26 protein-coding genes and 1 pseudogene are annotated in these 25,396 nt (G+C 44.1%); 15 read left to right on the top strand and 12 right to left on the bottom strand.

Annotated features, from left to right (window positions below; translation table 11 throughout):
* Positions 1 to 83: 83 nt before the first annotated feature.
* The 3 genes from B9G69_RS05055 to B9G69_RS05045 all read right to left on the bottom strand — a co-directional run bounded on the left by B9G69_RS05055 (position 84) and on the right by B9G69_RS05045 (position 3,004).
* Positions 84 to 1,190, bottom strand: a complete 1,107-nt coding sequence (locus B9G69_RS05055; RefSeq protein WP_088616615.1) for an OmpA family protein — start codon at positions 1,188 to 1,190, stop codon at positions 84 to 86.
* Positions 1,191 to 1,328: 138 nt separating this feature from the next.
* Positions 1,329 to 2,246, bottom strand: a complete 918-nt coding sequence (locus B9G69_RS05050; protein ID WP_088616616.1) for a hypothetical protein — start codon at positions 2,244 to 2,246, stop codon at positions 1,329 to 1,331.
* A 125-nt stretch (positions 2,247 to 2,371) separates the two neighbouring features.
* Positions 2,372 to 3,004, bottom strand: coding sequence for a YceI family protein (locus B9G69_RS05045; protein ID WP_088616617.1), 633 nt, complete (start codon positions 3,002 to 3,004; stop codon positions 2,372 to 2,374).
* A 268-nt stretch (positions 3,005 to 3,272) separates the two neighbouring features.
* Between B9G69_RS05045 and B9G69_RS05040 the strand changes: the two genes are divergently transcribed.
* The 4 genes and pseudogenes from B9G69_RS05040 (at position 3,273) to B9G69_RS05030 (ending at position 5,500) form a co-directional block, all read left to right on the top strand.
* On the top strand, positions 3,273 to 3,551 hold the full coding sequence (locus B9G69_RS05040) for an ABC transporter substrate-binding protein (protein WP_088616618.1): 279 nt from the start codon (positions 3,273 to 3,275) through the stop codon (positions 3,549 to 3,551).
* A pseudogene (locus B9G69_RS18175) lies at positions 3,521 to 3,781 on the top strand (amino acid ABC transporter substrate-binding protein); the annotation flags it as partial. The gene B9G69_RS05040 and the pseudogene B9G69_RS18175, both read left to right, overlap by 31 nt.
* A 42-nt stretch (positions 3,782 to 3,823) precedes the next feature.
* Positions 3,824 to 4,543: an ATP-binding cassette domain-containing protein gene (locus B9G69_RS05035; protein WP_416220930.1), complete on the top strand. Its 720-nt coding sequence runs from the start codon at positions 3,824 to 3,826 to the stop codon at positions 4,541 to 4,543.
* Between the two features lie 123 nt (positions 4,544 to 4,666).
* On the top strand, positions 4,667 to 5,500 hold the full coding sequence (locus B9G69_RS05030; protein WP_088616620.1) for a flagellin: 834 nt from the start codon (positions 4,667 to 4,669) through the stop codon (positions 5,498 to 5,500).
* Here the strand turns inward: B9G69_RS05030 and B9G69_RS05025 are convergent.
* Positions 5,497 to 5,931 (bottom strand): MAPEG family protein, encoded by a 435-nt coding sequence (locus tag B9G69_RS05025; RefSeq protein ID WP_088616621.1) that lies wholly within the window; start codon positions 5,929 to 5,931, stop codon positions 5,497 to 5,499. The genes B9G69_RS05030 and B9G69_RS05025 overlap by 4 nt on opposite strands.
* Positions 5,932 to 6,057: 126 nt before the next feature.
* Between B9G69_RS05025 and B9G69_RS05020 the strand changes: the two genes are divergently transcribed.
* Positions 6,058 to 6,408, top strand: a complete 351-nt coding sequence (locus tag B9G69_RS05020; RefSeq protein ID WP_088616622.1) for a 4a-hydroxytetrahydrobiopterin dehydratase — start codon at positions 6,058 to 6,060, stop codon at positions 6,406 to 6,408.
* A gap of 17 nt (positions 6,409 to 6,425) precedes the next feature.
* On the top strand, positions 6,426 to 6,983 hold the full coding sequence (locus B9G69_RS05015; RefSeq protein ID WP_088616623.1) for a flavin reductase family protein: 558 nt from the start codon (positions 6,426 to 6,428) through the stop codon (positions 6,981 to 6,983).
* On the opposite strand, the gene B9G69_RS05010 is transcribed toward B9G69_RS05015, so the two are convergent.
* Positions 6,978 to 7,835, bottom strand: a complete 858-nt coding sequence (locus B9G69_RS05010) for a DUF72 domain-containing protein (RefSeq protein WP_088616624.1) — start codon at positions 7,833 to 7,835, stop codon at positions 6,978 to 6,980. The two genes, B9G69_RS05015 and B9G69_RS05010, sit on opposite strands and share 6 nt — an antisense overlap.
* 85 nt (positions 7,836 to 7,920) lie before the next feature.
* Between B9G69_RS05010 and B9G69_RS05005 the strand changes: the two genes are divergently transcribed.
* Positions 7,921 to 8,094 carry a hypothetical protein gene (locus B9G69_RS05005; protein ID WP_176400992.1) on the top strand — a complete coding sequence of 58 codons (174 nt, stop codon included), beginning with the start codon at positions 7,921 to 7,923 and terminating at the stop codon, positions 8,092 to 8,094.
* Between the two features lie 4 nt (positions 8,095 to 8,098).
* Here B9G69_RS05005 and B9G69_RS05000 read toward each other — a convergent pair whose 3' ends face one another.
* The 3 genes from B9G69_RS05000 to B9G69_RS04990 form a co-directional block, all read right to left on the bottom strand.
* The gene (locus B9G69_RS05000; RefSeq protein WP_176400993.1) at positions 8,099 to 9,658 is read right to left on the bottom strand and encodes an FAD-dependent oxidoreductase; all 1,560 of its coding nucleotides are present in this window, start codon (positions 9,656 to 9,658) and stop codon (positions 8,099 to 8,101) included.
* 98 nt (positions 9,659 to 9,756) lie between these two features.
* Positions 9,757 to 11,052, bottom strand: a complete 1,296-nt coding sequence (locus B9G69_RS04995) for a methyl-accepting chemotaxis protein (protein ID WP_088616626.1) — start codon at positions 11,050 to 11,052, stop codon at positions 9,757 to 9,759.
* Complete coding sequence (locus B9G69_RS04990; protein ID WP_088616627.1) at positions 11,042 to 11,536, bottom strand: hypothetical protein; 495 nt, start codon at positions 11,534 to 11,536, stop codon at positions 11,042 to 11,044. Before B9G69_RS04990 ends, B9G69_RS04995 begins: the two co-directional genes overlap by 11 nt.
* A gap of 332 nt (positions 11,537 to 11,868) precedes the next feature.
* On the opposite strand from B9G69_RS04990, the gene B9G69_RS04985 reads away from it, so the two are divergent.
* From B9G69_RS04985 to B9G69_RS04975, 3 genes are all read left to right on the top strand, one after another.
* Entirely contained in the window at positions 11,869 to 12,321 is a 453-nt protein-coding gene (locus tag B9G69_RS04985; RefSeq protein WP_088616628.1) for a hypothetical protein, read from the top strand.
* An 85-nt stretch (positions 12,322 to 12,406) separates the two neighbouring features.
* Entirely contained in the window at positions 12,407 to 13,297 is an 891-nt protein-coding gene (locus B9G69_RS04980) for a 2-oxo acid dehydrogenase subunit E2 (RefSeq protein ID WP_088616629.1), read from the top strand.
* A 99-nt stretch (positions 13,298 to 13,396) separates the two neighbouring features.
* Positions 13,397 to 14,926 carry a methyl-accepting chemotaxis protein gene (locus B9G69_RS04975; protein WP_088616630.1) on the top strand — a complete coding sequence of 510 codons (1,530 nt, stop codon included), beginning with the start codon at positions 13,397 to 13,399 and terminating at the stop codon, positions 14,924 to 14,926.
* Here the strand turns inward: B9G69_RS04975 and B9G69_RS04970 are convergent.
* Complete coding sequence (locus B9G69_RS04970; protein WP_176400994.1) at positions 14,923 to 16,929, bottom strand: ATP-binding protein; 2,007 nt, start codon at positions 16,927 to 16,929, stop codon at positions 14,923 to 14,925. The genes B9G69_RS04975 and B9G69_RS04970 overlap by 4 nt on opposite strands.
* A gap of 312 nt (positions 16,930 to 17,241) precedes the next feature.
* Here B9G69_RS04970 and B9G69_RS04965 point away from each other — a divergent pair, with 312 nt between their 5' ends.
* Positions 17,242 to 17,973, top strand: coding sequence for a response regulator transcription factor (locus B9G69_RS04965; protein ID WP_141096965.1), 732 nt, complete (start codon positions 17,242 to 17,244; stop codon positions 17,971 to 17,973).
* Between the two features lie 83 nt (positions 17,974 to 18,056).
* Here the strand turns inward: B9G69_RS04965 and B9G69_RS04960 are convergent, their stop codons facing one another.
* On the bottom strand, positions 18,057 to 18,569 hold the full coding sequence (locus tag B9G69_RS04960; protein WP_088616633.1) for an outer membrane beta-barrel protein: 513 nt from the start codon (positions 18,567 to 18,569) through the stop codon (positions 18,057 to 18,059).
* 399 nt (positions 18,570 to 18,968) lie between these two features.
* On the opposite strand from B9G69_RS04960, the gene B9G69_RS04955 reads away from it, so the two are divergent.
* From B9G69_RS04955 to B9G69_RS04945, 3 genes are all read left to right on the top strand, one after another.
* Positions 18,969 to 19,451: a hypothetical protein gene (locus B9G69_RS04955; protein WP_088616635.1), complete on the top strand. Its 483-nt coding sequence runs from the start codon at positions 18,969 to 18,971 to the stop codon at positions 19,449 to 19,451.
* Positions 19,452 to 19,515: 64 nt separating this feature from the next.
* On the top strand, positions 19,516 to 19,665 hold the full coding sequence (locus B9G69_RS04950; protein WP_217897727.1) for a hypothetical protein: 150 nt from the start codon (positions 19,516 to 19,518) through the stop codon (positions 19,663 to 19,665).
* On the top strand, positions 19,616 to 20,728 hold the full coding sequence (locus B9G69_RS04945; protein ID WP_322740774.1) for a linear amide C-N hydrolase: 1,113 nt from the start codon (positions 19,616 to 19,618) through the stop codon (positions 20,726 to 20,728). The genes B9G69_RS04950 and B9G69_RS04945 overlap by 50 nt, the downstream gene beginning before the upstream one ends.
* Positions 20,729 to 20,766: 38 nt before the next feature.
* Here the strand turns inward: B9G69_RS04945 and B9G69_RS04940 are convergent, their stop codons facing one another.
* Together B9G69_RS04940 and B9G69_RS04935 are read right to left on the bottom strand one after the other, a co-directional pair.
* On the bottom strand, positions 20,767 to 22,485 hold the full coding sequence (locus B9G69_RS04940; protein WP_265437986.1) for an ABC transporter ATP-binding protein: 1,719 nt from the start codon (positions 22,483 to 22,485) through the stop codon (positions 20,767 to 20,769).
* A complete protein-coding gene (locus tag B9G69_RS04935; protein WP_088616638.1) occupies positions 22,475 to 22,756 on the bottom strand; it encodes a hypothetical protein in 282 nt (93 codons plus the stop codon). The genes B9G69_RS04940 and B9G69_RS04935 overlap by 11 nt, the downstream gene beginning before the upstream one ends.
* A 319-nt stretch (positions 22,757 to 23,075) precedes the next feature.
* On the opposite strand from B9G69_RS04935, the gene B9G69_RS04930 reads away from it, so the two are divergent.
* Positions 23,076 to 25,304, top strand: a complete 2,229-nt coding sequence (locus B9G69_RS04930; protein WP_265437985.1) for a hypothetical protein — start codon at positions 23,076 to 23,078, stop codon at positions 25,302 to 25,304.
* Positions 25,305 to 25,396 lie beyond the last annotated feature (92 nt).

Here is a 25,396-nt window from a genome sequence, read left to right as displayed (position 1 = left end):
CCCCGCTGGGTTAAGAAAGCTGCACTCTTTATGCTACTACGTCTTACTGAAGCAGCTCTAGTTAGTTCTTTATATTAGACTAACTATTCGATCGATGAAAGGGCACTGCGAAGTGCTTCTTCATCTTTCACACCGATAAATACAAGCTCAGCTCTGCGGTCCGCATTTTTGCTTCCCAAAGAGTCTTCAGAGCCTTTACCTACCGCTGAAATTTTTGAAGAATCCAGACCATATCTTTCAAGGGCGCTTGCCACTGTGTCTGCGCGACGTTGTGAGAGTCGTTCATTGAGTTGTGGAGAACCTGAAGAGTCTGTGTAACCACGCACCTCAACACGTTCATATAGATCAGAATGCTCATCTAGGGCTTGAGCCAATCTTTGCATTTTTTGTTGGTCGGTGTTTGATAGTGCTACCTGAGATGTATTGAAAGTGATGGATTGATTGCCGGCAATAAGGCTCGACATCGCCACATCATTCAAAATTGGCTCTGGTTGTGCTTGCGCCACCGGACGAGCAGGAGCAGCTACATCTTCATCAGCGACAAACTCTTCATCCTGAACCATTGTTTCTTCGGATGCAGTTGATCTAACTGATGTTTTATAAGCGTTCGGATTCCAACCGATTTGCAAGTCCACCAGATACATCATAACTAAGTTACCAGTGTTGCTTGTTTCGCTCATGGCACGAGCCCCCAGACGTGCGAGCCATGCAGGAGACATATTGAACTCTTTCAACACTTGCAAACCTGCGAATTGAGCATCAGCTTGTGATGAAGCGTAGTTAGCGCCTTGATTGAAGAATTGATTGGCAATCACACCGATTTGCCAGCGATTGTCTGTGCGATAACGAGCTGCGAGCTCAACCGCGCCATCAGAACTGCCTGTATCCAGAGCCGTCGAGTGAGAGAATTGTTGGTTGTTCACACCGTAACCCACATCGAATACCCATGGACTTTCCAAGTACCACGAACCCAACAATTTAATTGTTGAGGGAGTCCCTTCGACGTCTTGGACGTCGCTTTGGTCATAACCTGTATAACCACCGCCCAATCCGATGAATGGAAGGACACCGCGAGGTGCTGCTTCAGTGGCCTCACGCCCAAATGTTAGGGTACTTGTTGTTGCTGATTGTTCTTGTGCTTGGGCAAAAGCCCCTGTGCAAAGTATGGCGGCTATAATGAGCTTTTTCATAGTTATAATCTCCTTTTTTATGGCAGCTCCAGTATGAACCTGAAAGGAAGATCGTCAAATTTTTGGGACGAATAAAAAGGCAATTTGTGATCAATCAATTGCCTTTTTGCACGAGTACACAGGACGCTAGACGTCCCATTACGGCTTATTTAAAGAACTACACAAAGAACTATAGTAACGGACCAATACCTTCTCGACGGGATCGCGCTCTTGTTCGTCGACTATATATACTCCTAAGGAGTCATTGAGGTCTTTAGCGGGAACCACTCCATAGACAATGCCCGGCGAATAGAACCGGGAATCCGCTTTGTTATAGGTAAGAACATTGTCTTCGCCAGGATGATTTGAATCGTAGACATAAAAATTAATATCACCATTTGAGAGACGTTCAAATCTTTTGGCAAGTACCACGTGCTGGGCCATGCGGTTCGCTCTTACAATAAGCATTGTTAACTTATTAATTTGTAGGTTCCCCACCAGTTGATCTTTGGTTTGGCGATTGTTCGTTTTGCTGCGAGTTCCATTTCCAATTAGATACTTTAGATTCTTTCCTAGTTTGTGAAAGCGCGCGAGTTGGTACTTTTCTATCTCCGAGCGGAAGTTGCGATGCAAATTTTTACCGCCTCTTTCAAAACTCACTCCATCCATTAAATTTCCAAGCATGCCTAAATCAGTGCGAGGATAGGTCTCTGAATTTAGGATGACGGGATATGTTGGATCCCCTCGAAGCATGTTTAAAACCTGAAGGGTCTGTGGACCACGAACAGTTGAAGTTTCGTTCCATCGATTCAGATAAAATAAAAGGCGCTGAGCACGCGAGAGCGACCAACAAACACCCAGTTCATAAAGTCCGTTTTTCGCTTCGACACCCCAATTGGTTAAAGGGATGTGATAGCTGCTTGAAAACTGGTTCTGAGACATACGTCGATAGATTTCGTTGGCGGTTACCTTGTCGCAAGGAAGATCGGATACCAACGAATCTGAAACCGTTCTTTGCGCAAAGGACGAAGACCCGATAAGCAGAGCTGTCGTTAGGAGAAAGCTAAATTTTTTCATCGCCCGAACCTAGCAAAAGAAAACGGGGGAGGCGATGAGAGAAATGAATTAAAGCATTAAGAGTTGGATATAAAAAAGGCGCGGATATCTCCACGCCTTTCATTACATGAATTTGTAGAAAGAAATTACTTCTTCGCTACCAACTTCAAATTCATTTCGAATTCGTCATTGATTACTTTATCTGCCGTCAACTCTTTGAAGAAGTTGCCCGAACCGTATTTAAGACCCCATTTAGTGCGGTCAACTTTAACAGTTGCTTCAGCAGTAGCTACGCCTTTATCAACCGTTACTTTTGCAGGGAACTCGATTGGGTTCGTTTTACCGATCATCGTCAATTCACCTTTAACTGTTACTTGGCCATTAGCTGCTGGAGTAACGCTAAGAACTTTGAAAGAGCTTGTCGGGTATTTTGCAATGTCGAAGAAATCGTTGCTAGCCAAGTGACCAACAAGCTTTTTGTTGTATTCAGCGTCTTTAACATCTTCATTTGTGATTGTAGCCATGTCGATGTTGATTTGACCTGAAGTGATTTGACCTTTGCTATCTACTTGGACTTCACCGTCTTTAACTGAGATGTTGCCGTTGTGAGCGGAACCAGCTTTTTTAGTTCCTTTCCAAGCGACAGTACTTTCTTTAGTATCGACTTTATAAGATTCAGTTTTAGTTGCGTCAGCTTTTGCTGCTTTACCTTTTGATTTTGCCTGGGCACCAGTTACTGCGAATACCAAAACCATTGCTGTTAGAAACGTCTTCATCATGTCTATTACTCCTTGATGTGATTTTAGACTTTACAAATTTTTGAACAAACCGTGTTGAATCGCAATGAATATTATGGAGCATCATACTTAGATCGTCCTTGACCTAGACGCGGCTCCACTCATCTTTGTTAAGTTTTAAACTGTCGCCGTTCGAGTCACAGATGTGAAATCCAAGTGTACTTGCAGACACAAACTTCCGTAAACAAGTGGCTGCCTTGACTTTAAGTTACGGCGCCCAAAGAATTTTTTTAAATGTGGGAGGATACTTATGAGACTTCCGAAGGTTGCACTGCTTGTGCTAGCCATGGCATTTACTGGATGTACTAAAAAATCAGATGACATCAAGGTTGGCGTCTATGGACCGTTCACCGGGGGCAGTGCGCCCATGGGTATTTCCATGCGCAATGGCGTTCAAGTTGCTATCGACGAAATCAATGCAGCTGGTGGAGTCCTGGGTAAAAGAATCTCTATGGTGGACCGAGATGATGAGCCAAGAATGAACGGGGTGGGCAAATTATGCTCGAGTTCCTGGATAAAGAGAAAGTAGTGGCAGTCTTAGGACCGATTAATACCGGTGCAGCAGATGCCAGTACTCAATATTCTAATAGTAAAAAAGTTCCCATGAATATCAACGTGAGCGCCGGTGCGAAAGTAAACGAGTTATTTCAAAATAATCCTGAGAAGTATGTTTTTAGAACTGCGGCGAATGATGACATTCAATCGCGAGTGATCGTGAACGAGCACTTAAGCTTGGAGGCTTACGGTCAAGCAAGACGATTGGAAATTGCCCGTGCCTTGGCTCTACAGCCGAAAATTTTATTGCTTGATGAGCCGGCAGCGGGTTTAACGTCTGGTGAAATTCAGGAGTTTAATTCCATCATTCGCAAAGTGAAAGAGGCGGGATTGGCGATTCTTCTTATTGAGCACCATATATCACTGCTGCGAACAATTTCAGGATTGGTGGAACCGGCATCTGGCGACGTTTACATAGAGGGGAAGCTTGCCAACAAAATACCAGCGCACAAACGCGTAGCCTTTGGTCTAGCACACTGCCCGGAAGCCCGTCGCATATTTGCTCAACAAAGTGTTCACGACAATTTGGTATTGGGTGCCTTTTTAAGAACAAAGACTGAGAAGAAGGCTGACATCGAAAAAACTATTGAAGAAGTTTATGGTATTTTCCCCCGCTTGAAAGAACGCAATAGTCAGTTGGCTGGGACTTTATCGGGTGGAGAACAGCAGATGCTTGCTATCGGCCGTGCTTTAATGCTGAAGCCCAAAATCCTTATGTTGGATGAACCCTCTATGGGATTGGCGCCGGTGATTATTGATGAAATGTTTTCGGTCATTAAAAAAATTAAAGAGGCGGGCAACACCAGCATCTTGTTAGTTGAACAGTTAGCATTTCGCGCCTTACAGGTGGCTGATCGCGGCTATGTTTTGGAGCAAGGAGTGATTCGTCTTGAGGGAAATGCGAGAGAATTATTAACTAATCCTCAGGTTAAAGCTGCATATCTCGGAGTGACACAGGAGAAATAAATCACTGTTTCACGTCGTTACAGGTCTTCAGATTAGATCTTAATACAACAAAAAAACTAAAACGATAGTCTCGTGAAGTCCTTTCTTTGTTTCCCGAAGAATATGTCGGCGGAGACAAAGGATATGGGAATGAGAATTCAAACAAATATGGCTGCAATCAATGCGCAACGTAATCTGGTAGGTTCACAAAGACTTATCAATGATTCGATGGCAAAGCTTTCTTCGGGAAGTCGTATTAATAAAGCGGCGGATGATGCTGCCGGATTGGCGATCTCTGAATCCATGAAAGCGCAGATTCGTTCTGCAGCTATGGCTCAAAGAAATGCGAATGATGGTATTTCCATGATCCAAACAGCTGAGGGTGGTTTGAATGAAGTTGGTAATATTATCGTTCGTCTTCGCGAGCTGGGTATCCAAGCGGCCTCAGACACTATCGGTGAAAAAGAACGTGGCATGTTGAATAAAGAAGTTCATCAACTGCGTGATGAAATTCAACGTATCGCTAAAACGACTCAGTGGGGTACTACAAAGCTTCTGGATGGTACGACCCCCACTTTTGATTTCCAAGTGGGTATACATAATGACTCATTTGCTGACCGTATTTCTTTTGAGGCTGGTCAAAGTAACATCACTCTAAGTGCGCTGGGCTTAGATGGGCTATCATATGATACCAAAGAAGCAGCTCAACAAGCTTTAACAAAACTTGATGAGGCACAAACTTCGGTCAATGGCACTCGCGCTTATATGGGGGCTTTGCAGAATCGTTTGACATCCACATCTGACAATTTAGGTGTGATGCAAGAAAATCTTTCTGCTGCTAACAGCCGTATTAGAGACACTGATGTTGCTGCCGCATCCAGTGAGATGGTTAGAAATAATATTTTACTGCAGGCCGGAACTTCTATTCTGGGGCAAGCAAATCAATCCGCACAGTTGGCATTGAAACTGATCGGTTAAGAAATTGTGGCAATACTGATCGCTTTCCAAAAGATCATGAGCCACATCCCTAAAAGTATCAACCAGCTGAGTCCATACGCACGCATTCGTTTAAATACATCATTTTTGCCGATATGAATGAATGCGTGGAGTGCGCGCGCTGCCACATAAGCCCAGGCTAAAATCACAAACCCAACGGCTTGAACGGGCAAGATCAATCCCAAAATACATGCGACATAAAACAGAACAGGGGCTTCGAATAAGTTGATAAAGTGTCGGGCCGCCTGGATGGACTCTGCAGGTTCTGCGCCTTGGAGGGTACGAAAGTAGCCAATTTTGATAGAACCTGCGCGTACAGCTTTGACTCTACCGAAAAACATGACACCTAAAACAATTACTACTAGCAAAAACATTGCGCACATTGGAAATACGATATGGACGTTCGTTGACATGTTTTTTCCTTTTATTATGTGATTCTAAAAATCTATTCCCCAAAAAATATGTGTCAAGACAAAGTCCACAGGGAACTCTTTATTTATTACTCTTTCTTAATCTAATATTGGGGACAGGAGGTAGTGATGATCGATTCAGCAGAACTTCTGAAGAAGAAGACACGCAACGTAAAAAAAGGCCTTACCGGTACTGAGATTGAGGAATACTTAGCTGCGATGAAGGGTTGGTCTTATGAAGACAACCATATCGTTAAAGCCTATTCGTTCAAAGATTACTACGAGACGATGGCTTTTGCGAACGCTGTGGCCTTTGTCGTTAACGCTGAAAATCATCACCCGGATCTTTTAATTTCCTTCAAGCGGTGTGTGGTCATGTTCAATACACATTCGGTGGGTGGGATTTCTGAAAACGATTTTATCTGCGCGGCTAAAATTGACGCAATGGCATCTCACAATTTTGCACCAGTAGCACATTAATCCGCGAGGCGACGGTCATGAAAGTTTATAAAAAGAAAAACTTTCCGGTTGAGAAGGTTCGTCGCTTCTTAGAGCCGGGCCCCATAGCTTTGGTGAGTTCTCAATTCAAGGGCGAGACTGACATCATGGCAATGGGATGGCATACCGTTTTGGAGTTTTCACCCTCTTTGGTGGGATGCATGATTACACAAGCTAATCACAGCTTCGAGCTGATTCGAAAAAGCAAAGAATGTGTGATCAACATTCCTACGGTGGAGTTGTTGAATATAGCAGTTCGTATTGGCAATTGCAGTGGCAAAGATGTTAATAAATTTTCCGAATTCAATCTGACCCCGGAAAAAGCGGATGCCGTTGATGCTCCGCTGATCAGGGAGTGCTTTGCAAACTTGGAATGCAAGCTCGTCGAAACAAAACTTTTTAACTCGTATAATTTCTTTATTTTCGAGGTTGTCAAAGCTCACGCACCCACAACACCAAAATATCCTAAGACTTTCCATTATACTGGGGATGGTGTCTTTATGACCTCGGGTAAACATGTTAGCCGGAAGAGTTTATTTAAGCCCGAATATCTATAACATCTGAATTAAGCTTTTGGCATCAAAAGGTGCTTTCACTTTAAGATCATTATCAAAGTAAATATAAACATCGCGAGGTAGGGCTTTTATTTTCTCTTCAGTGATGGTTAACGCATCTGCAGGTTGTTTTCCTTTTGTCCATTTGTCGATTCTTGCCGCCCACCATCTCAAAGATTCTGGTGAATATCCGCTGACATAAAATTCCTCGTCTCCGTGAAGTCTTACATAGACAAAATCGGCAGTGACGTCTTCCATGTAGGGCCACTTGCCAGCGGTGTCCGCGAACACTAAGGCGATATTATACTTTCTAAGCAGTGCGATAAATTCAGGATTCTCGAAGCTGTGATGACGAACCTCGAGGCAATGGCGAAGTTTTTGCTTTGAGCGTCTGATACGATCTGAATAATGCTTATCATAACGTTCCGAGCGATCTGCCATTTTGGTGGCTTCTGCGAATGTTTTAGGTAAAAGCTGGAAGAATTTTTCGATAACCTCAGGGTCAAAGACAAGATTCGGCGGTATCTGCCATAGAAATACCCCCAACTTTTGTTGCAGATTAAGAACTCCCGATCCGAAAAAGTTTTCTAGAGCTCTTTCACAGTTCTTGAGTCTCAAAATGTGCGTGATAAAGCGTGATCCTTTAACCGAAAAGCAAAAATCATCGGGAGTCTCTTTGTACCACCGCGTGTATGTTTCGGGGCGTTGGTTAGAATAGAAAGAACCATTAATTTCGATCGTTGAAACTTGTCGACTTGCATACTGAAGTTCTTTCTTGATCGTAAGATCGTCCGGATAGAAAACGCCTCGCCACGGTGGATATACCCATCCTGAGATTCCAACTCTGATACTCATAGGTCCCTCGTCTAGTCATTGTTCATAAACAAATTAAAGCCTGTTCAAATCGAGATATACTGTGGTCAACAAAAAGGAGGCAATTATGGCTTCAAATACAAACTCTAACCAAAGTTTCTCCCGTAAAGTTGGCGACAAGATCGAAGAAGTGGCTTCTAAGGTCTCTGAAAAAGCGCCCAAAACAGGAAAAGCGATTCATGATCTCGGTGATAAGATCGAGCACATGAACGATAAGAAAGATTCCAATCGCCGCGTATAAAAGTTCATAGATTTGGTTCCTGGCGATCCTTGTGTTCGCCAGGAACTTCTTTTTTTGTTCCATCCAATGATTGTAAATTCGTGGTTGCTGGTGGGTGAAGCGTTTCACCAAATCTATTAAAACGTGAACCATGGCAGGGACAGTCCCAGGTTTTCTCGACCGAATTCCATTTAACCAGGCCACCCATGTGCGGGCACACGGCTGACATCTTAAAAAGTTTTCCTTCTTCATCCTTATACACTGCCATTTTTTGCAAACCTCGATTTACAATGCACCCTTCGTTAAGATTTAAAGTTTCAATACTTTCGTGAGGCACAATCCAATCGGCATATTGTTGAAGAGTGTTTGCATTTTCGGATAAATAGTCCTTGGCCGCTTTTAAAGTGAAGCGGTTTGGGTCATATATGGAAGCCCATTGATGATGCTCCCCTTTGATCAAACCGGTGATGATTTTGGAAGCAATCGCCGCATGGGTATAGCCATGTCCTGAGTCGCCAGTGACGATATAAGTATTTTTTTTACCTGGAGAAAGACCAATAAAGGCAATTCCGTCGACGGGCTCCTCCACTTGGCCAGACCATGAGGCAACCATTTCCGTAGAGTTTATTTCCAAACGTTGTTGCACCCATTCTAGAAGATTTTCGAAACATTTTTCTGGATGTCCTTCGCCGACTCGGTGGTCCTCGCCACCAACAATCAATACATCGAAGTTTCTCTCCGGGGACGATACGCTTCGCACATAGTGGTAATTTTCCTGAGTATCCCAATAAAGAGCAGGGGTCATGGAGCCCTTCGGGATCTTCAATGCAATGGCGTAAGTTCGATAGGCCGCTTGTTTTAAATAAATTTTATTTGAAGTCGTCGGGCTGTTGGTCGCAAGAACAATGTCTTTGCAATCGATACGGTGATCCCCCTTTGCGATAACAAAGGTTTCTTCTCCCTCGTGGAAATATTCGGCGTTGGAATATTCATATACTTTTCCTCCATGTCGAAGAATAGCCTGCACCAGCCCTTGAACAAACTTTAAGGGATGAAGCTGCCCTTGACCTTCAAAGCGAATCGCAGGGCCTGTGGGAAAGAACGTTTCCGGGAACTCGCTGGCGAACTTGATATCTTCCGCCCCCGCTAGCAAAGCGGCTTCGTACTCTCGGGCTAAATAGGCCTGATCTTTATCGGGGGATAGAAACAGATATCCATTAACTCGCGCGAACTCACAATCGATCTTTTCATCAGTAATAATTTTTTCGATCAGTTGAATAGCATGGCGATGGCTCTGATAAAAAAGCCGCAATTTCTCTTGGCCATGTAGATGCAGCATGTGATCAAAACCATCATCCAATGCCGCAGAAAGATGAGCTGTCGTAAAGCTACTTTCATTTTTATTTAATGGCCCCCGTTCAAGGACAACCACCCGAAGCCCTTGTTTTAATAATTCGTAGGCGGTGAGCAGCCCTGCAACACCGCCGCCGACAACACACACGTCCGTATTGAGGGATTCGTCGAGTTGTGAAATTGAAGAGAGAGAGAAATCCTTTTGCCAAAAAGATTCTGTTTTCTGTTGCACAGTTGCCATGGTCACGTCCTTACAAAATAAAAAACCCCTCTCAGTTTTCCATTCAGAAGTGAGAGGGGAAAGATGTTATTTTGCAGAATGAATTTCAGTTAATGTTGTTTCTTTATCGTCGAAGAATCTTTCATACTGCTTACCAATTCTGAAAGCATCTGAGCGTCGTTCAGCAGCTGTGCGGACGTAGCATTTAAATCACGTGCATAACCTGTATTTTGCGAGGTCAATTCATCGACTTTTGAAATCGTTTTAGTGACCTGTTCCAGTTCCATGCTTTGAGAAGCGCTGGAGATAGAGATTTCGGCATTCAGAGCTTGCACGCGGTTGATAGCCGTTAGAATTTCATTCAAGGATTGACTGCTTTCGTCGGCGCTTGTTTCTCCCGTGCGGATGATCTCAACATTGCCTTTAACCAGACCCGAAATGTCTTTTGCGGAATTAGCACAACGCTGTGCGAGAGTACGGACTGCTTCAGCCACGACTCCAAACCCTCTTCCGTGTTCACCAGCGCGGGCTGCTTCAACGGAGGCGTTTAAAGCCAACAGATTTGTTTGAAAAGCAATGTCTTCGATCACCGTTACGATATTATTGATTTCATTTGCACTGGCGGAGATCTTTTTGATTGTGTCGATCAAGTCCGTGATATGCTTGGCACCCTCAGTAGCAACTTGCTTGGAGGTCGTGGATAGAGATTCTGCTTCTTGAGCAGAACGAGAGTTGTTATTCACGACTTGCAGTAAATCTGTGAGGCGCTGTAATGAACTTTCTAAACCGGAACTGACTTCTTGAGTGGAAGCGTCTAGTTTTTTCCCGGTATCTTCGATGACCGTGCAACCCTCATAGTTTTGCCCTGAAATTTGCGTGAGCTGAGCGATGGTCGTATCTTGTAACTCGATAAATACGCCATAACGTTTCGCGATGAGCATCAAGGGAATTGTTTCTAGTATAACGAAAACAGCATGAAGCAGAACAATCCCAAAACCTGCGTCATAGCTAAATACACTTTTCGGAAACCACAGAAAGAAGCCGATGTGATGAATCGCGATCGTCACGGCAGCCGTTAATATCGGAGTCATCAAGCCGAATGACAAACAAAAAGCTAAGGATACGAACACGTGAAAGTGCATCTCGATCATTCCATTTGTTAAATGGATCAACAGACCTGAGAAACTCATGATCGCAATCGCCAGCAAGTTTGGCAGTAAGGCCGACGCTACGCCCATGAAAAAGGCGATCGTCGGAGCAGATAAAATAAATAATCCCGCTCCCCAAGGAACCCATTGGCTGTGTCCATGAGTCGCCGCCAGATATGAGAAAATAGGAAGGTGCGCATACAGACTGATTAGAAAAATAGCCGAGCGAGATCTGGTAAAACTTTGTCTAAAGTTCATGGTTCACCTGTTTTGAATACTTTAAAGAAAATGGATCTACAATTTTTTGAAGCTTACGACTGACAGCACATCCGAAAATTGGAAAATTCTGAACGGTGCCTTTTCCTTGTAGGCCTTGCAGAATTTCAAGATCGCGAATAGGGCCACCGTCTTGCACAGATTTCTCGGAATAACCGCCGGCATAGACTGTGTCGCCTTGGGGTGTGGTGATCAGCAGAAAAGGGACACCCAACTTGGAAATGTCTTCTTTGATATTCTCAGGGTTCAAATGACGAAGAGGAAAGCCTTTAGCGACCAGCTCCTGAGATTCCGCAGGTATCCTTCCTAACAGAACGATTTCTTCATGCGCAAGCGACGATGGACCTCGATCTTTTAGGTAAGCCATAACCTTTGCCGAGCATTTGCAGGACTCACTAACGACGTGAGTGAGGGTCCACTGACCTTGTTGTTTTGTAGCCAGTGAAGCGTCTGATGCAAAGGTCATGAGGTGCCACCCATAGAACTGGGAGACTAACGCTAATGAGCCCAAGGCCCAGCAAGTTAATGCGAAACTTAATATTATTCTTTTCATGACCCTAAATAAATCGGCAGATCTTGACTAAGTTTTAACGGGCCCGAGGATTAAATCACCACTAAGGTGAAAGAATATGGATAATGGTCAGGTTGAAAAAACTCACATTCGGGTGACGAATCTGGCGGGGTTATTTTTGAGCTGTGGTGAAAAATATGTTTTGAATTTTCTGCCTGTGGGAATTCATAAGACCTGCGCGTATTATTCCAGGGGTCACTTAACTGTCTCGAATGGAGAGATCTCCCATGAAATCCCTGGTCGTATTTGTGAGTCTATGTCTGTGCGTTTCTTCCGTATTTGCTGGCCCCATTCCGCTTCAACTTAAGAATCTTGTTCCGGTAGGCAAGGATGAAATGACCTATCGAGGAAAGACCTTGGACGGTAAGGAGTGTTCTTTCGATGTGTTTTCTGCAAGGTCTCGTTTGAGCGCATCTGTATCCATATATGATGGACGAGGGAATCCAATGACCTCTGCAAAGTTTCAGTTGGCTGCCGCATTTGACTCCGTTCAAGCAAAGCTTGTTGGAAATACCGAGAACTACGAGGTCTTGATTCAGAATGAGTCTGAAAAAGATGTGCGGGTCACACTGAAACTGCACAAGGAAGACCGGAAGTTAAAGGCAGTACAAGTTCTACGCGAAGAAGAATCTTATATCGGATTCGGGACCATCGAAAAAGTGACCTGCTATTTGCGCTAGACCTCGACTCTTCGTAGGTCGCATTCCCAATTCCTTGCTTCTTTCATATTTTACATGTGTTGGCCGTCACACTTAGCATTAAGAGATGAAAACAAAATTATCTCTTTCCAAAGGTGGATCGGCTTTCCGTAAAATCGCGATGGGTTCATGGCATAAAGCTGGGGACCCTACTGTGTACGGCTTGCTTGAAATCGACATGAGTAAAGCTCTTGAGTACATGAAGGCTCAAGAGACGGCGACGGGTGTGAAGCTTTCGATTTCCCACTTAGTAGGTAAGGCTGCAGCGACCGCTATGAAAGAACGTCCAGAGATCAATGGGATGATTCGTTTCAATCGCATTTATCTGCGTGAAAACGTCGATATCTTTTATCAAGTCAATATTCCAGGTAATTCAGAAGATCCGGTGGGTAAGGCGACTTTAACAGGCGTTGTCGTGCGCGAAGCAGAAAAGATGTCTGCAACGCAGATTGCTCAAGAGTTAGCGAGTAAATCAAAGGCCATCAAAGGTGGTGAGCAAAGCGAGTTGACCAAATCATTGGATGCCATGAAATGGGTTCCATGGACGTTCATGCGCACGCTTTTGAATATTACTTCATTCTTGAATTATGATTTGGGCATTAATTTAACGTGGGCAGGAATGCCACGAGATGCATTTGGTTCTATTATGATTACCAACATTGGCGGGATGGGTGCCGATACTGCATGGGCGCCGTTGGTTTCTTATTCCAAGGTTCCTATTCTATTAACTGTGGGGCAAATTAAGCAACGGGCATGGGTAACAGAAACCGGTTCTGTGGAAGCTAGACCTGTGGCACGTATTGGTGTTACTTTTGATCACCGTTTTATGGATGGAACACACGCAGCAGCTCTGCAAAAGATTTTCGAACGTTGTTTCGCTGAACCGGAAAAATACTTTGGTGAAGTTGCAGCGCTGTCTTATCCCAAACTGTCATCGTTCCCTTTAAGAATGGCCTAAAATCCTAGATCAGATGAGGGTGGACATCTCAAGGTAAATTGAATGATGGCCCACTTTGGCGTCTCCGATAAGCACACCATAACACAATAGGTGGTGTGCATGAAGTTCTCTCACAGAGTTCTTGTAAGTGTCGCAATAGGTTGCGCGTTATGCGTTGGACTTTCCATTTACGTAAGTGACCATCAAATCAAACAGATGGGTACAGAAGATCTTGTCGAGAAATCCCGTGCGATTTTAAGTCGATTGGAAGTTGTTCGCTCCTACGTAGCACAACAAGGTGGTCTGGACGACATAGCCGCCAAAGCAATCAGTCTGCATTCAGATGGACAACTATCGAAAGAATCAAAGTTGGAAGTGTTGAAGCAAGTTCCTATTTTTGCTGCAATGAAAGTCGGCGAAGAGGGCGCAGAAAAAGAACACTATAAATTCCGGGTTTTTTCGGATGAACCACGTAACGTGGAAAACCAGGCCAGTATCTCTGAAATGGAAGTGTTTAAAAAGTTTGCTGCGGATACCAATCTTCCCGAGATCACAGATATTACCGACAGTACTGTGACTGTTTATCGCCCTGTAAGGCTGTCAGAAGCTCAAGGTTGCCTGATGTGCCATGGAGATCCGGCAAACAGTCCTTGGAAAAATGGTAAAGATATTTTGGGTCATCAAATGGAAAACTGGAAAGATGGAAAATTGCACGGAGTTTTTGCTATTACGTCTAGCACGGCCCCAGTCAGAGCCGCTAGTGCAGAGGCTTCGGGTAAAATCCTGATGTTTGCGGGGTTGTTCTGTTTGCTAGTTGTGGGAGCCGTCTCTTTGACTTTAAAAAAGCCTTTGGCGACGTTGGTAGAAGTGATTAAAGAGCTACAGGATTCCGGAGAGAAGGTTTCGTACGCAAGTACGGAAATCTCGAGAGCATCTCAAACGCTGAGCACGTCTTCCACACAAGCTGCCGCGTCGATCGAGACAACATCAGCTTCGACTGAGCAAGTCTCAAGTATGATCAATATGAATTCGTCTAACGCGAATGAGGCTAAAAACCTATCGGGCGAAGCCCAAGTGCGCGCAACAGAAGGTAAGAACAAAGTTCAAAATCTGATTGTGTCAATGAATGATATCGCATCAAGTTCTAGGAAAATCGAAGAAATTACGGGTGTCATTGATGACATAGCCTTTCAAACAAATCTGTTGGCCTTAAATGCAGCTGTGGAAGCGGCAAGAGCTGGCGAGCAGGGTAAAGGATTTTCTGTCGTGGCCGAGGCGGTCCGTGCGTTGGCGCAAAGAAGTGCGATTTCAGCCAAAGAGATCACTGAGCTGATTAAAGAAAGTGTCGAAAAGATCAATCATGGTTGTGAAGTGGCTGAATCCAGCGGGAATGCGTTGAATCAGATTGTCACGACAGTGGAAAAAGTGAATCAATTAAACACGGAAGTGTCTTCAGCAAGTGCTGAGCAGTCTCAAGGAATCAGCCAAATCAATGTTTCGATTACGGAACTTGATAAAGTAACGCAGGCAAATGCGGCAGTTGCGGAAGAGTCCGCAGCAGCAGCAGAGGAACTTTCCGGTCAATCGGCTAAACTACACTCCTTGGTGACAAGCCTCAATGAATTCATTGAAGGACGAAGAGCTTCCTAAGGGGAAGCTTCAGGCGGTGGTGGGTACTGTTTGCGAATATGTTTGCCGAGGTATTCCTGAACCAAACTTAATTCTTTGTCTAATGAATCAACGAGTAATGTGACCTGTTGCTCGTTGGTTGATTTTAAATCTAAATTTTCAATTCTTTCGGCAAGTTCTTTAAGCCTCATTGCTCCTAAAACCGCAGCCGAAGATTTTAGGTTGTGAGCAATGGGCGGGATTTTAGCATATTCTTTAGAAGCAATTGCTTCTCGCATTTTTTTGATTTGTGCTGGACTTTCTTCATTGAAAATTTCCACGACCTCTTTGAGGAGCATGTTTCCACTTCTTTTATCTTCTTGTTTAAGGTTGTCCATGTTGAGCGGATTAACCACATGGTGTCCTCGTCCCATCCATTTACCGATTTTAAAAGCCAGGTCATTATATGAAATCGGTTTGCTGATATAGTCGTTCATGCCGGCTTCCAGACAAAGTTCAATATCACCTTTGATAGCATTTGCCGTCGTGGCAAGGATCGGGATCGTTTTATTGTCCTCACCAGCTTGTCCTTTACGAATTAGACGGGTCGCCTCATATCCGTCCATGACGGGCATTTGAGCATCCATAAGAATCAGATCGTAGTGGTCTGTGAGCAAAGCTGCAATCGCAGCATTCCCGTTTTCTACGACGTGACTCGTACATCCCATTGTTGAAAGCATTTCTGATACGACTTTTTGATTCACGAGATTGTCTTCAGCAATCAGAACGTGTCCTTGAAGGGGAGCAACTGGCTTAAGATTTGATATTCTTTGGATTTCAGCATCGGTATGAGGCAATCCCAGATTCACATCAAAATAAAATCGAGAGCCAATGCCTTTGACGCTATCAACATCAATCGTGCCCTTCATCATTTCTACAATTTGTTTGGATATCGCCAGCCCTAAACCTGTGCCACCATATTTGCGAGTCATTGAGCCATCGCCTTGGGAAAAACTTTGAAACAGCTTGTTTTTCGTTTCGGCATCAAAGCCAATTCCTTGGTCAATGATCTCAAAAAGCAAGTGAAGCGAGCCGTTGGCATCGGGTCCTTTTGGTGTGATGCGCACTTTGATCAAACCGTGTTCTGAAAATTTGATTGCGTTGTTGATAAGGTTTAAAAGAACTTGTCGAAGTCTTAGTGGGTCCCCGGTTAAGAACTCTGGAACGGCTGGGTCAATCTCAGTTTTGATTTCCAGATTTTTAAGTTTGGCTGAATAATCAACGATTGATACAGCACTTTTAATTAATGAGGACAGTTCAAAGTTTGTTTCCTCTAGTTGAAATTTTCCTGATTCGATTTTTGAAAGGTCTAATATCTCGTTAATGAGTGATAGAAGTGATGTCGACGACACTTTGATGGTTTCTAGATAATCAAGCTGACGAGCATTCAGGGGAGTCTGCTCCATCAGTTTGGTCATTCCAATAATCCCATTAAGTGGGGTGCGAATTTCGTGACTCATATTCGCCAAAAAACTGGATTTCAGATTGGAAGCCTCCATGGCCTTAATTCTAGCCTCATCAAGGGCCTTTTCCACTTTTTGACGGAGTCGTATTTGTTTGTGCAAGATTCTTGTGGACAAGAAGAAAAGAAGAAAAGCGATGGTGATACAAAAGATCACAATCCAAGTTGTGCGCTGAAAATCTTTATCGACTCGGGCCGTTCGTCGATTGAGAAGAGATTGCTCTTCCGTTTCCATCTCTAAGACCGTCCGATTGATTTCATCTGTGTTCACAGCAGATAACATTGAACGAAACTGATCGATCGAGATGGACTTGCTACGATTGCGTAAATTAGTAGCGTAGGAGGTCCATACGTCTATCTTTGCAGACACCAGTGTACTGACTTTCTGTGCTCTTCTTGACTGAATCTTGTTGTCTTGAACGAGATCTGACACATTAACAAGATTTCTTTGCAACGCGAGCTGCGACTTTGAGAACGCCTCGTTAGACATATACGGATTTATATAGAGCGCTGCCAAGTTCATTTTTGTTTCTTCTAAGTTCGCCCTCAATCCTCGTATTTCGTTGATAACCTGGCCAGTGTGGCGTCTCCAGAGGGCAGCATCCATCAGATTATATCCGGAGTAGCAGATTAATAAAACAATAAGACCTAGGGTTGCGAGGCCCGCATAGGCAAGTAGTCTTGGTAGTTTTGTATGATTATGTCGGATCGTTTGTGTGGCCATATTTAAATTAGACTTTAATAAACGACCCTCTCCAAGTCTTGTCCGCAGGGATAAACAAAATACACATTAAAAGTGCTAGAAATTATTGGTGTGGGTTTAGACAATGAGTGTATGGAAACACAAAAGAAGAGAGTTTTATTGGTGGAGGATTCCCGGGAGATGCAGGCAATTGTTCGGCATTCGATCGGGGAAATTTGTAATCTTAAATGTGTAGCCTCTGCCGAAGAAGGACGGCAGGAGCTAGAAAAGGGAATTTACTCCCTTGTGCTTTTAGAAGTGAGTTTGCCGGATGCTAACGGTTTTGAATTTTGTAAAGATTTGCGAGCGGAGCAAAGATTTGCAGACCTTCCCGTTATTTTTCTAACCGGAAAAACCGAGCTCTCCAGTAAAGTGCAAGGGTTCGAAGTGGGCGGCGATGATTATGTCACTAAACCGTTTGATCCAGAAGAGCTTAAGGCCCGTGTGCGCGGAAAATTGCGACGTACAAAAACTGCTGGATCTTCATTTCTTATGGCTGGATTTCGGGTCGACCTGTCTTTACAAAAAATATTTGTCGTGAATAAAGATGGTTCTGAAACGGCTTTGCCACTGACGCCGATTGAATTTAAACTGATGAGTCACTTTATGAAAAATGAGGGCAAGGTTTTCTCTCGGCAGAAACTTTTAGATATGTTTTGGAGTGACAGTTTGTATGTTTCCAAGCACACGGTCGACACACATATTTCTTCGCTACGTAAGAAGTTGGGCGCACCAGGTATAAACTTAAGGTCTATCTTTAAACAAGGCTACACATTCACGCTCCCTGAAGAAAACAAGGATCGTGACCGAGAAATGACCATCTAGCTAGTCACCCAGAAACAGGAAAAGAGCGAAATCCATCTCGCTCTTTTCCTGTTTCTTAAGATTTCCTGTGAAGGATATTAAAACTAGAAGTTAAAACCAACAGCGACGTTAGAGTAATTGTAATTATCAGCAACTTTGTCGCTGAACCAGTTGTACAACGTGTAGTATTCGAATCCTACAGACCATTGCGGGTTGATTGTGTACGCTACGCCAATACCCAAAGTAGGACCGACAAGAGTTTCGTCACCTTGGTTACCTGCGATATCCGTTACGTCATCCATGTTCGTTACACCAACACCACCTGCAAGATAGATGTCCATATCGTTGTGATCAAATAGATGAGTCACCGCATGAACGTCGACTGTTGTGCTTTCAGCTTTGCCAGCGTCTTCGTTTTTAGTGGAATGAAGAACTTTGGCACCTAGGCCAAATGTGCCCGTGCGACGTTCATAATCCAAACCGAATGAAGCTGCGGCTTGTGCTGAACCACCTAAAAGGCGAATCGTGTTGGAACCGTTTTTCAGATCCTCGCGATTTTGTGCATTGGCAACCATGCAAAGAGTTAGAGTTGCAAAAATGGTGATGAGTGTTTTCATGATGAGCTCCTTTGTTGAAATACCGAAAAATTACTCAGTCCTTTTGTACACAGCAAAAATGAATCCAAGTCTCAGGGCACTCTTAATCGCTCTTAGTAAGTTTATTGAACAATCGAGTGGATTTATGCCCCGGATGGCGTGGAAAAAATGTGCGAAACCTCTCGTTGGCGTTGGTTAAAGTCACCGCTGGAGGAGGTGCCTCCCGTATTAAAAATTGGTAAGTGAAAGCCACCTCCTTTATGGTTTTTTTTACCATTTGTTCTGTCGAATAATCAGACGATTCAGTATCTTTTTCATTTGGAAGCCTTCAAAACTATATTTGCAAAACATTGAATTGAGAATTTTCAGGATGTTGGGCATTTTGCGCCCATCGAAAAAATAAATCATAAGGAGATTCTAATGAAAAAGATCGTTTTGTCCTTGCTGACGTTGGTTCTTTCCCAGGCTGCATCTGCGGGTGCCATTACTCAAAACTCTTCATGGGAAGAAATCTTGGCTGCTAAGGCTCCGTACGTTGTTCATGCGCCGGCTGTTTATATGGGTCGCGCGATTTCTTACACTTACGTTTGCCGTGATGGCGAGAACCTTCGCACAAAAGGCCCGGTTGATACCGTCGTAACAAATATGGATGGGACAAACCGTAAGGCTACTTTCACGACCGTTCGTAGCGAAGTTCTTTCTACACCTATCAATTTCGTGCAACACGAAGATTTCTGTGACTCTACTGAAGCAAGAACTCTTTGTTATCCAGTGACGTACACAGGTACTTACCCAATGACTGTGGAGATCTCCGTAGGTCGTAAGTTGAATAAAGGTCGTGAGGTTCACTTGTTTACAAAATCTTACACAGTTCCTGATTGCGACAACGCTAGTGTTAACTAGTTTTAAATTAGTACAACCATAAGTTGATTAAGGGCTCCCACGTGGAGCCCTTTTTTTATTCAACATGTCCAAGTTACTTTGTAAGACGTATCAAGATTTTCTGAGTTTTAAATTCCCCGTTTTTGATCTGCAAAAAAACATCGAGTTGTTCGAAGCTAATTTGGATGTGGTTCCCTATGATGGGGAACATTCAACGGAGCTTCAATATGACTAAATCAAAAATTATATATCTAGTGCTTACTCTCCTGATTATACAGCCTGCATATCCATGCACTCGGTTCTTGTGGGACACAAAAAGCCACGATGTGATTGTAGGGCGAAACATGGATTGGGCGGAAGAGATTGGCTCCAATATGTGGCTTCTTCCCAGAGGTATTAGTCGGGACGGGGGGGTGGCGGTCAATGCCATGAAGTGGACTTCGAAGTATGGCAGTGTCGTTCTGACGGCCTATGATATTGGCACTGCGGACGGCATTAATGAAAAGGGTTTGGTCACTAATATCTTATACCTGACTGAAAGTAACTTTGGCACCCGGGATTCTAAAACGCCGGGGATTTCAGTGGCGTTGTGGGCACAATATTTTTTAGATAATTTTGAAACTGTGGAAGAGGCGTTGACCTCTTTGAAATCCCAACCTTTCCAGGTTCAAACATTCACTATTAAGACAGCCCTGGGATCAAAAGAGGGCGCTGTGCATTTGGCCATTTCTGATAAGACGGGTGATTCAGTGGTCATTGAATACATTGATGGGGAGCCGAAGATTTATCACGATAGAACTTATAAAGTGATGACCAATTCTCCCACCTTTGATCAGCAGTTAGCAGCTTTGAAGCAGTATAAAGGCTTTGGCGGATCTAAAGAACTTCCAGGAACAACAGCGGCCGCGGACCGCTTCGTCCGTGCCGCTTATTACGCCCAGCAACTGCCTCAGCCGAGCGATTACCGTGAGTCGGTTGCTGGGGTCTTCAGTGTTCTTAGAAACGTGTCCCAGCCGTTTGGAACGCCTGATCCAGCACGCCCTTATATTTCTACGACTCGGTGGAGGACTGTGGCCGATATGACCCGAGGAGTTTATTTTTATGAAAACACCCTAAGCCCTAGCGTCGTATGGGTGCAATTAGATCGCTTGGATTTTAAAAAGAATGCTCCGGTTCAGAAAATCACCTTAGTAAAAAACTATGAGTTAAGTGGCGATATAACGGGATACTTCAAACCTGTTAAGGCTTTTGAATTTCAAAAAATCACGGAAGAGAAAACTCAGGTCAGTCGAAAATAGGATAAAAAAAGGGGACCGATGGGTCCCCTTGAGGTTTCTTATAGAACTAATTCTTTAGGAATGCCTTTAGGAATCGCACTCAAAAGTTTTTGAGTGTATTCATGCTGTGGATTTGAATAGATATTTTCAGCTGTATTCATTTCCACGATTTTACCGCCATTCATCACGGCCACATCGTCAGAGATAAATTTAACCACTGACAAGTCATGAGAGATGAAGATGTACGTCAAATTCATTTCGTCTTGAAGATCCAACAACAAGTTCAAGATTTGAGCTTGGATGGAAACGTCCAAAGCAGATACGGATTCGTCACACACGATGAAATCAGGTTTAACCATCAAGGCACGTGCGATAGAAATACGTTGTCTTTGACCACCCGAGAACTCGTGTGGGTAACGGTTCATCACGCCTGGAGTAAGACCTACTTTTTTCATCATAACCGCAGCCATCTCTTTACGTTGGCTGTCGTTGTCACCCAACTTATGGATTTGCATTGGTTCCATCAAAATCGCACCGATCGTCATGCGCGGATTCAAAGATGCATATGGATCTTGGAATACGATCTGCATTTTTTTACGGATCGGAAGCATTTGGCGTGCAGAAAGTTTTGTGATGTCTTGGCCTTCGAATACGATTTGACCCGCTGTTGAATCCACTAAACGCATCAAAGTACGACCCAACGTCGTTTTACCACAGCCTGACTCGCCCACAAGGCCCAAAGTTCTGCCTTTTTTAACAGAGAAGCTAACACCGTCTACGGCTTTAGTATAACCCTGAACGCGACCCAAAAGACCGCCAGTGTGTGCAAAGTGAGTTTGCAGATCTTTAACTTCCAAAATAAGTGGAGCGCTAGCGTCTACCGGAGCAACTTTTGCTTCACCCAGTGCTGCAACGTTTGGTCCCGGAAGCTCTTCGCCATTCGGGCCCATAAAGTCGCTCAATACTGGCAAACGTGCCAAGTGTGAAGACAATGAAGGACGGCAAGCCAACAAACCTTTCGTGTAGGGGTGAACTGCGTGAGTGAAGATTTTTTTCGCGTTGTTTGTTTCAACAACGTGGCCCTTGTTCATAACGATCACTTCATCTGCGATGTCTGCCACTACGCCCAAGTCGTGCGTGATGAACAACATACTCATGTTCGTGCGTTTTTGAATGTCAGCCAATAGATCCAAGATTTGTTTTTGAATTGTTACGTCCAGCGCAGTCGTAGGCTCGTCACAGATCAAAACGTCCGGGTTGCAAGCAATCGCCATGGCGATCATGATACGTTGACGTTGACCACCCGAGAATTTGTGAGGGTAGAAGTAAAGGCGTTCTTCAGGATGTGGGATGCCTGTCAATTTCAACAATTCCACACCACGTGCCAAAGCTTGTTCTTTCGTCAAACCTTGGTGAAGCATCAATGTTTCAGTGATTTGTTCTGCAACGGTAAGAACCGGATTCAAACTTGTCATCGGTTCTTGGAAGATCATGGAAATTTTTGCGCCACGGATCTCGCGCATTTTTTCTTCAGAAAGTTTTAAAAGATCTTGGCCTTCGAAAAAGATTTCACCGCTAGTTACTTTACCGGGGTGACCGATCAAACGCATGATTGCCAAAGAAGTAATACTTTTACCAGAACCTGACTCGCCCACAAGGCCCACAGTTTTACCCTTAGGGATGTTAAAGGAGATGGTTTTAACAGCCTGAACAATGCCGTCATCCGTTTTGAATTCTACAGCAAGGTTTTTAACTTCAATGACATTGTTATTGTTCATTTCTCTTTCTTCCTGGATACACCAATACATTATCTGGCAGCTGAACCTCTGGAGTGATCAGGGGTTTGCTGTCTTTCATCGGTTGGCCTTCGCCGTTTTCCAAGAATAGCAGATAAGCAGATAACCTGTAAGCCAGATCATGTGCCGCATAGTTACTCAACTGAACGCGCATAGGGCCGAAGTTTATCTGTATTAGATCATTTTCGGCGTCACGTCCAAAATAAAACTCATCTGTAGTATCGAAATATGTACGTTTTTCTGGATGATCCATAGGCCCCCCGCTGCAAGCTTCAAATCTGCTCTGGGTTTGGAAAAAAGGTCAACAAAAGGGCCTCCCAAATGTGAATTGGTTTTCATCTGAGGAAGGCCCACTGCATCCAGGGCATTCGATCAAATTCCAGCAAAATGACGCAATGAGCCATTGAGGACGGAGCTGGGATAAGATTCGAGCATGCGTACTGTATGACCCATAGTCGACCTCAGAAGCGTTTCCCTGGCCGAAAATTGCTCATCTTTGAACTTAGGCGGAACAGCCTTATTAATGGTTCGCATAGGAAACAAACAAATTACTCATTAACTGGGAGAAGATTGTGTCGAGCTCGAAACTTGCCCTTGCGGTTTTAACGGTTCTTGGAATGTCCCTGAGTCTTCAACAGGAAGCTCAGGCGGGTGGATCTCATAAACATCATATCAAGTGTGGTCATAAACCACCTAAGCCACCAAAGCCAACGCCACCAAAACCTCAACCTCCTAAACCGACGCCGCCGACCAAGCCGACGACTCCTACGCCAACACCATCTCCGACTCCGGTAACGCCGGTGCAAACGCCGACACCGACGCCTCCGGTGACGCAGCCTACGCCACAGCCGTCTCCACAACCAACGGCTCAGCCGTCAGTGACGCCAGCTCCTTCGGCATCTCCGAAACCTCAAGCGAGCCCGGTGGCTGAAAAACCAGTTGAACAAAAACCCGAAGAGCAAAAGCCGGCAGCGCAAGCTCCAGCTAAGGAAGAGCAAAAACCTGCTGAAGAAAAACCTCAGGAAGAAAAAGCTCAGGTACAAGAGCGTCGTGATGATAAGCCAAAAAGAAAATTGAAGGCTAAACTATTGCCTGCATTCTTTTTGAATTTTGACTGGGGCACTCAAGTTGTAAATAAAACGACTTACAGTCCTCGTTTGGCATCCGCTTTAACTGCGGCTGTAAAGCAAGATTATGATGCTTCCCGTGATACGTTGATCTCTGGTGACTATTCAGGTGGGTTCCAAGTAACGAAGTATCAAAGTTTAGCAGCCGGTGTCGGTGCCAACGTGATGTTCTATTTTGAAAATGCCACGGGCTTGGCGCGGTCTGCATGGGGCAGTATTGGTCTTATTCCGTTTAATGGTCGCGACATGGTTTCCACACGCAACTTAAAAACGCAACAGCAAGCAATGACTTACCCAGCCTTATCGCTTCCTTCAAAAGCTTCGGATTTTACCGGTTGGGCACAAGGTGACAACGTAACTTACGCTTCGAATGGTGGAATTATTTTCTCGTCTTCTATAGGTTTTGCATCGATTGGCGCTGGTCCAACCTATGTGGCACAAGGTACTTTCCAAACGTACGTAGAAAAAATCGATACTAAGAACGTTTATGTACGCATCGATGATGTGAAGATCGATACATTGCAAGCTCAGATGTCAATGTCACTTGCAACAGTGAGTTCTTCAAAATTCAAATCTGTGTCTGACGGCGTGTCTTACATGATCAATGTTCAAGACGAAAATGGCGCGAAAGCATACAATGATTTGATCAATGGGAACGTTGCGGGTGTTCAAAAGTATGCTCAAGCCAACCCAGGTGGCCCGGTTGTTAAATGGGAAAAAATCAACCAAAGACAATCTGGTAAGTTGAATAACTTCTTCTTCGGTATCCCTATCTTGGCTTACAAAACTTGGACTGCAGGCAGAATCTATGACATTTCTTCGAGCCAAGATTTCTATGGTCAAACGAATTCCGATATTCAATATGGTATTTATTTGAAAGAAAAACGCAGCAAGCTTTGGGATACTCATACATCGATGACAGAGGCCTTCTATGGCGCTGTGGTTAAAATCGACGACCGTGAAGTCCGTAACACCGAAAAAACGATGTTTGGTCAGTACACTTGGTCTGCTGATGACGAGGCATCCAACCACAAAGATATTCGCGCAGCTATAAAAGAGCTTGTTAAAAAAACGGGTATGACAGGCCTTTTGGTAAATTTGCCCACGTTGGCGAGCCTGCAATATGCGAAAGTCAATTTCACAGCGACGCTGGATGAATCTCAGACGATGAAAGTGATGAATAAAATCAACTCGATGTCTGAGTATCAATTCAAATCTTTGGTAAATAAAAAGGCCGAAGAGTACACACGCAATTCAGACGTATGGGAACTTTGCCGCAAAGATGAAGCTATGAGTAGCTGTGACATGCGTATCAAGTGGACGGCGAATGATTCTGCAGAGAAAATGCACACGGCAGTGGGCGATATGGCGATGCATGTGAATCGCAATGACAAAGCTTTTGCAAATTCTTACGCAAGTTTTGGTAAAGAAATGCTAAGAAGTCCATTCCTGTTCCAGACGATTCTCGAGATTGCAGGTGCAGGTGTTGAGATGAATTACTCAATCAACAATACATACATGTCTTCTTATAACGTGAAGTACACGACGACATCTATGGCTGGTCGTTATAACAAAGAGTATACGAAGCCTGTGTTCTCGGAAGTTCCTGGTGTTACGAAAGATGCAGTGAAGAATGGTTTTGCAACCCTTCCACCTTTGAAACCAGCACTTTAACATTTTCATCCCAACCCTGGGGCGCAGTCGATACGCCCCGGGGAATTCTCACGCGCTACATCAAGCCTTTTAACTAATAGATAGAATTTGAG

It is taken from the genome of Bdellovibrio sp. SKB1291214 (assembly GCF_002209355.2).
GTDB lineage: Bacteria > Bdellovibrionota > Bdellovibrionia > Bdellovibrionales > Bdellovibrionaceae > Bdellovibrio.
This window is presented reverse-complemented; position numbering and strand designations above follow the sequence as displayed.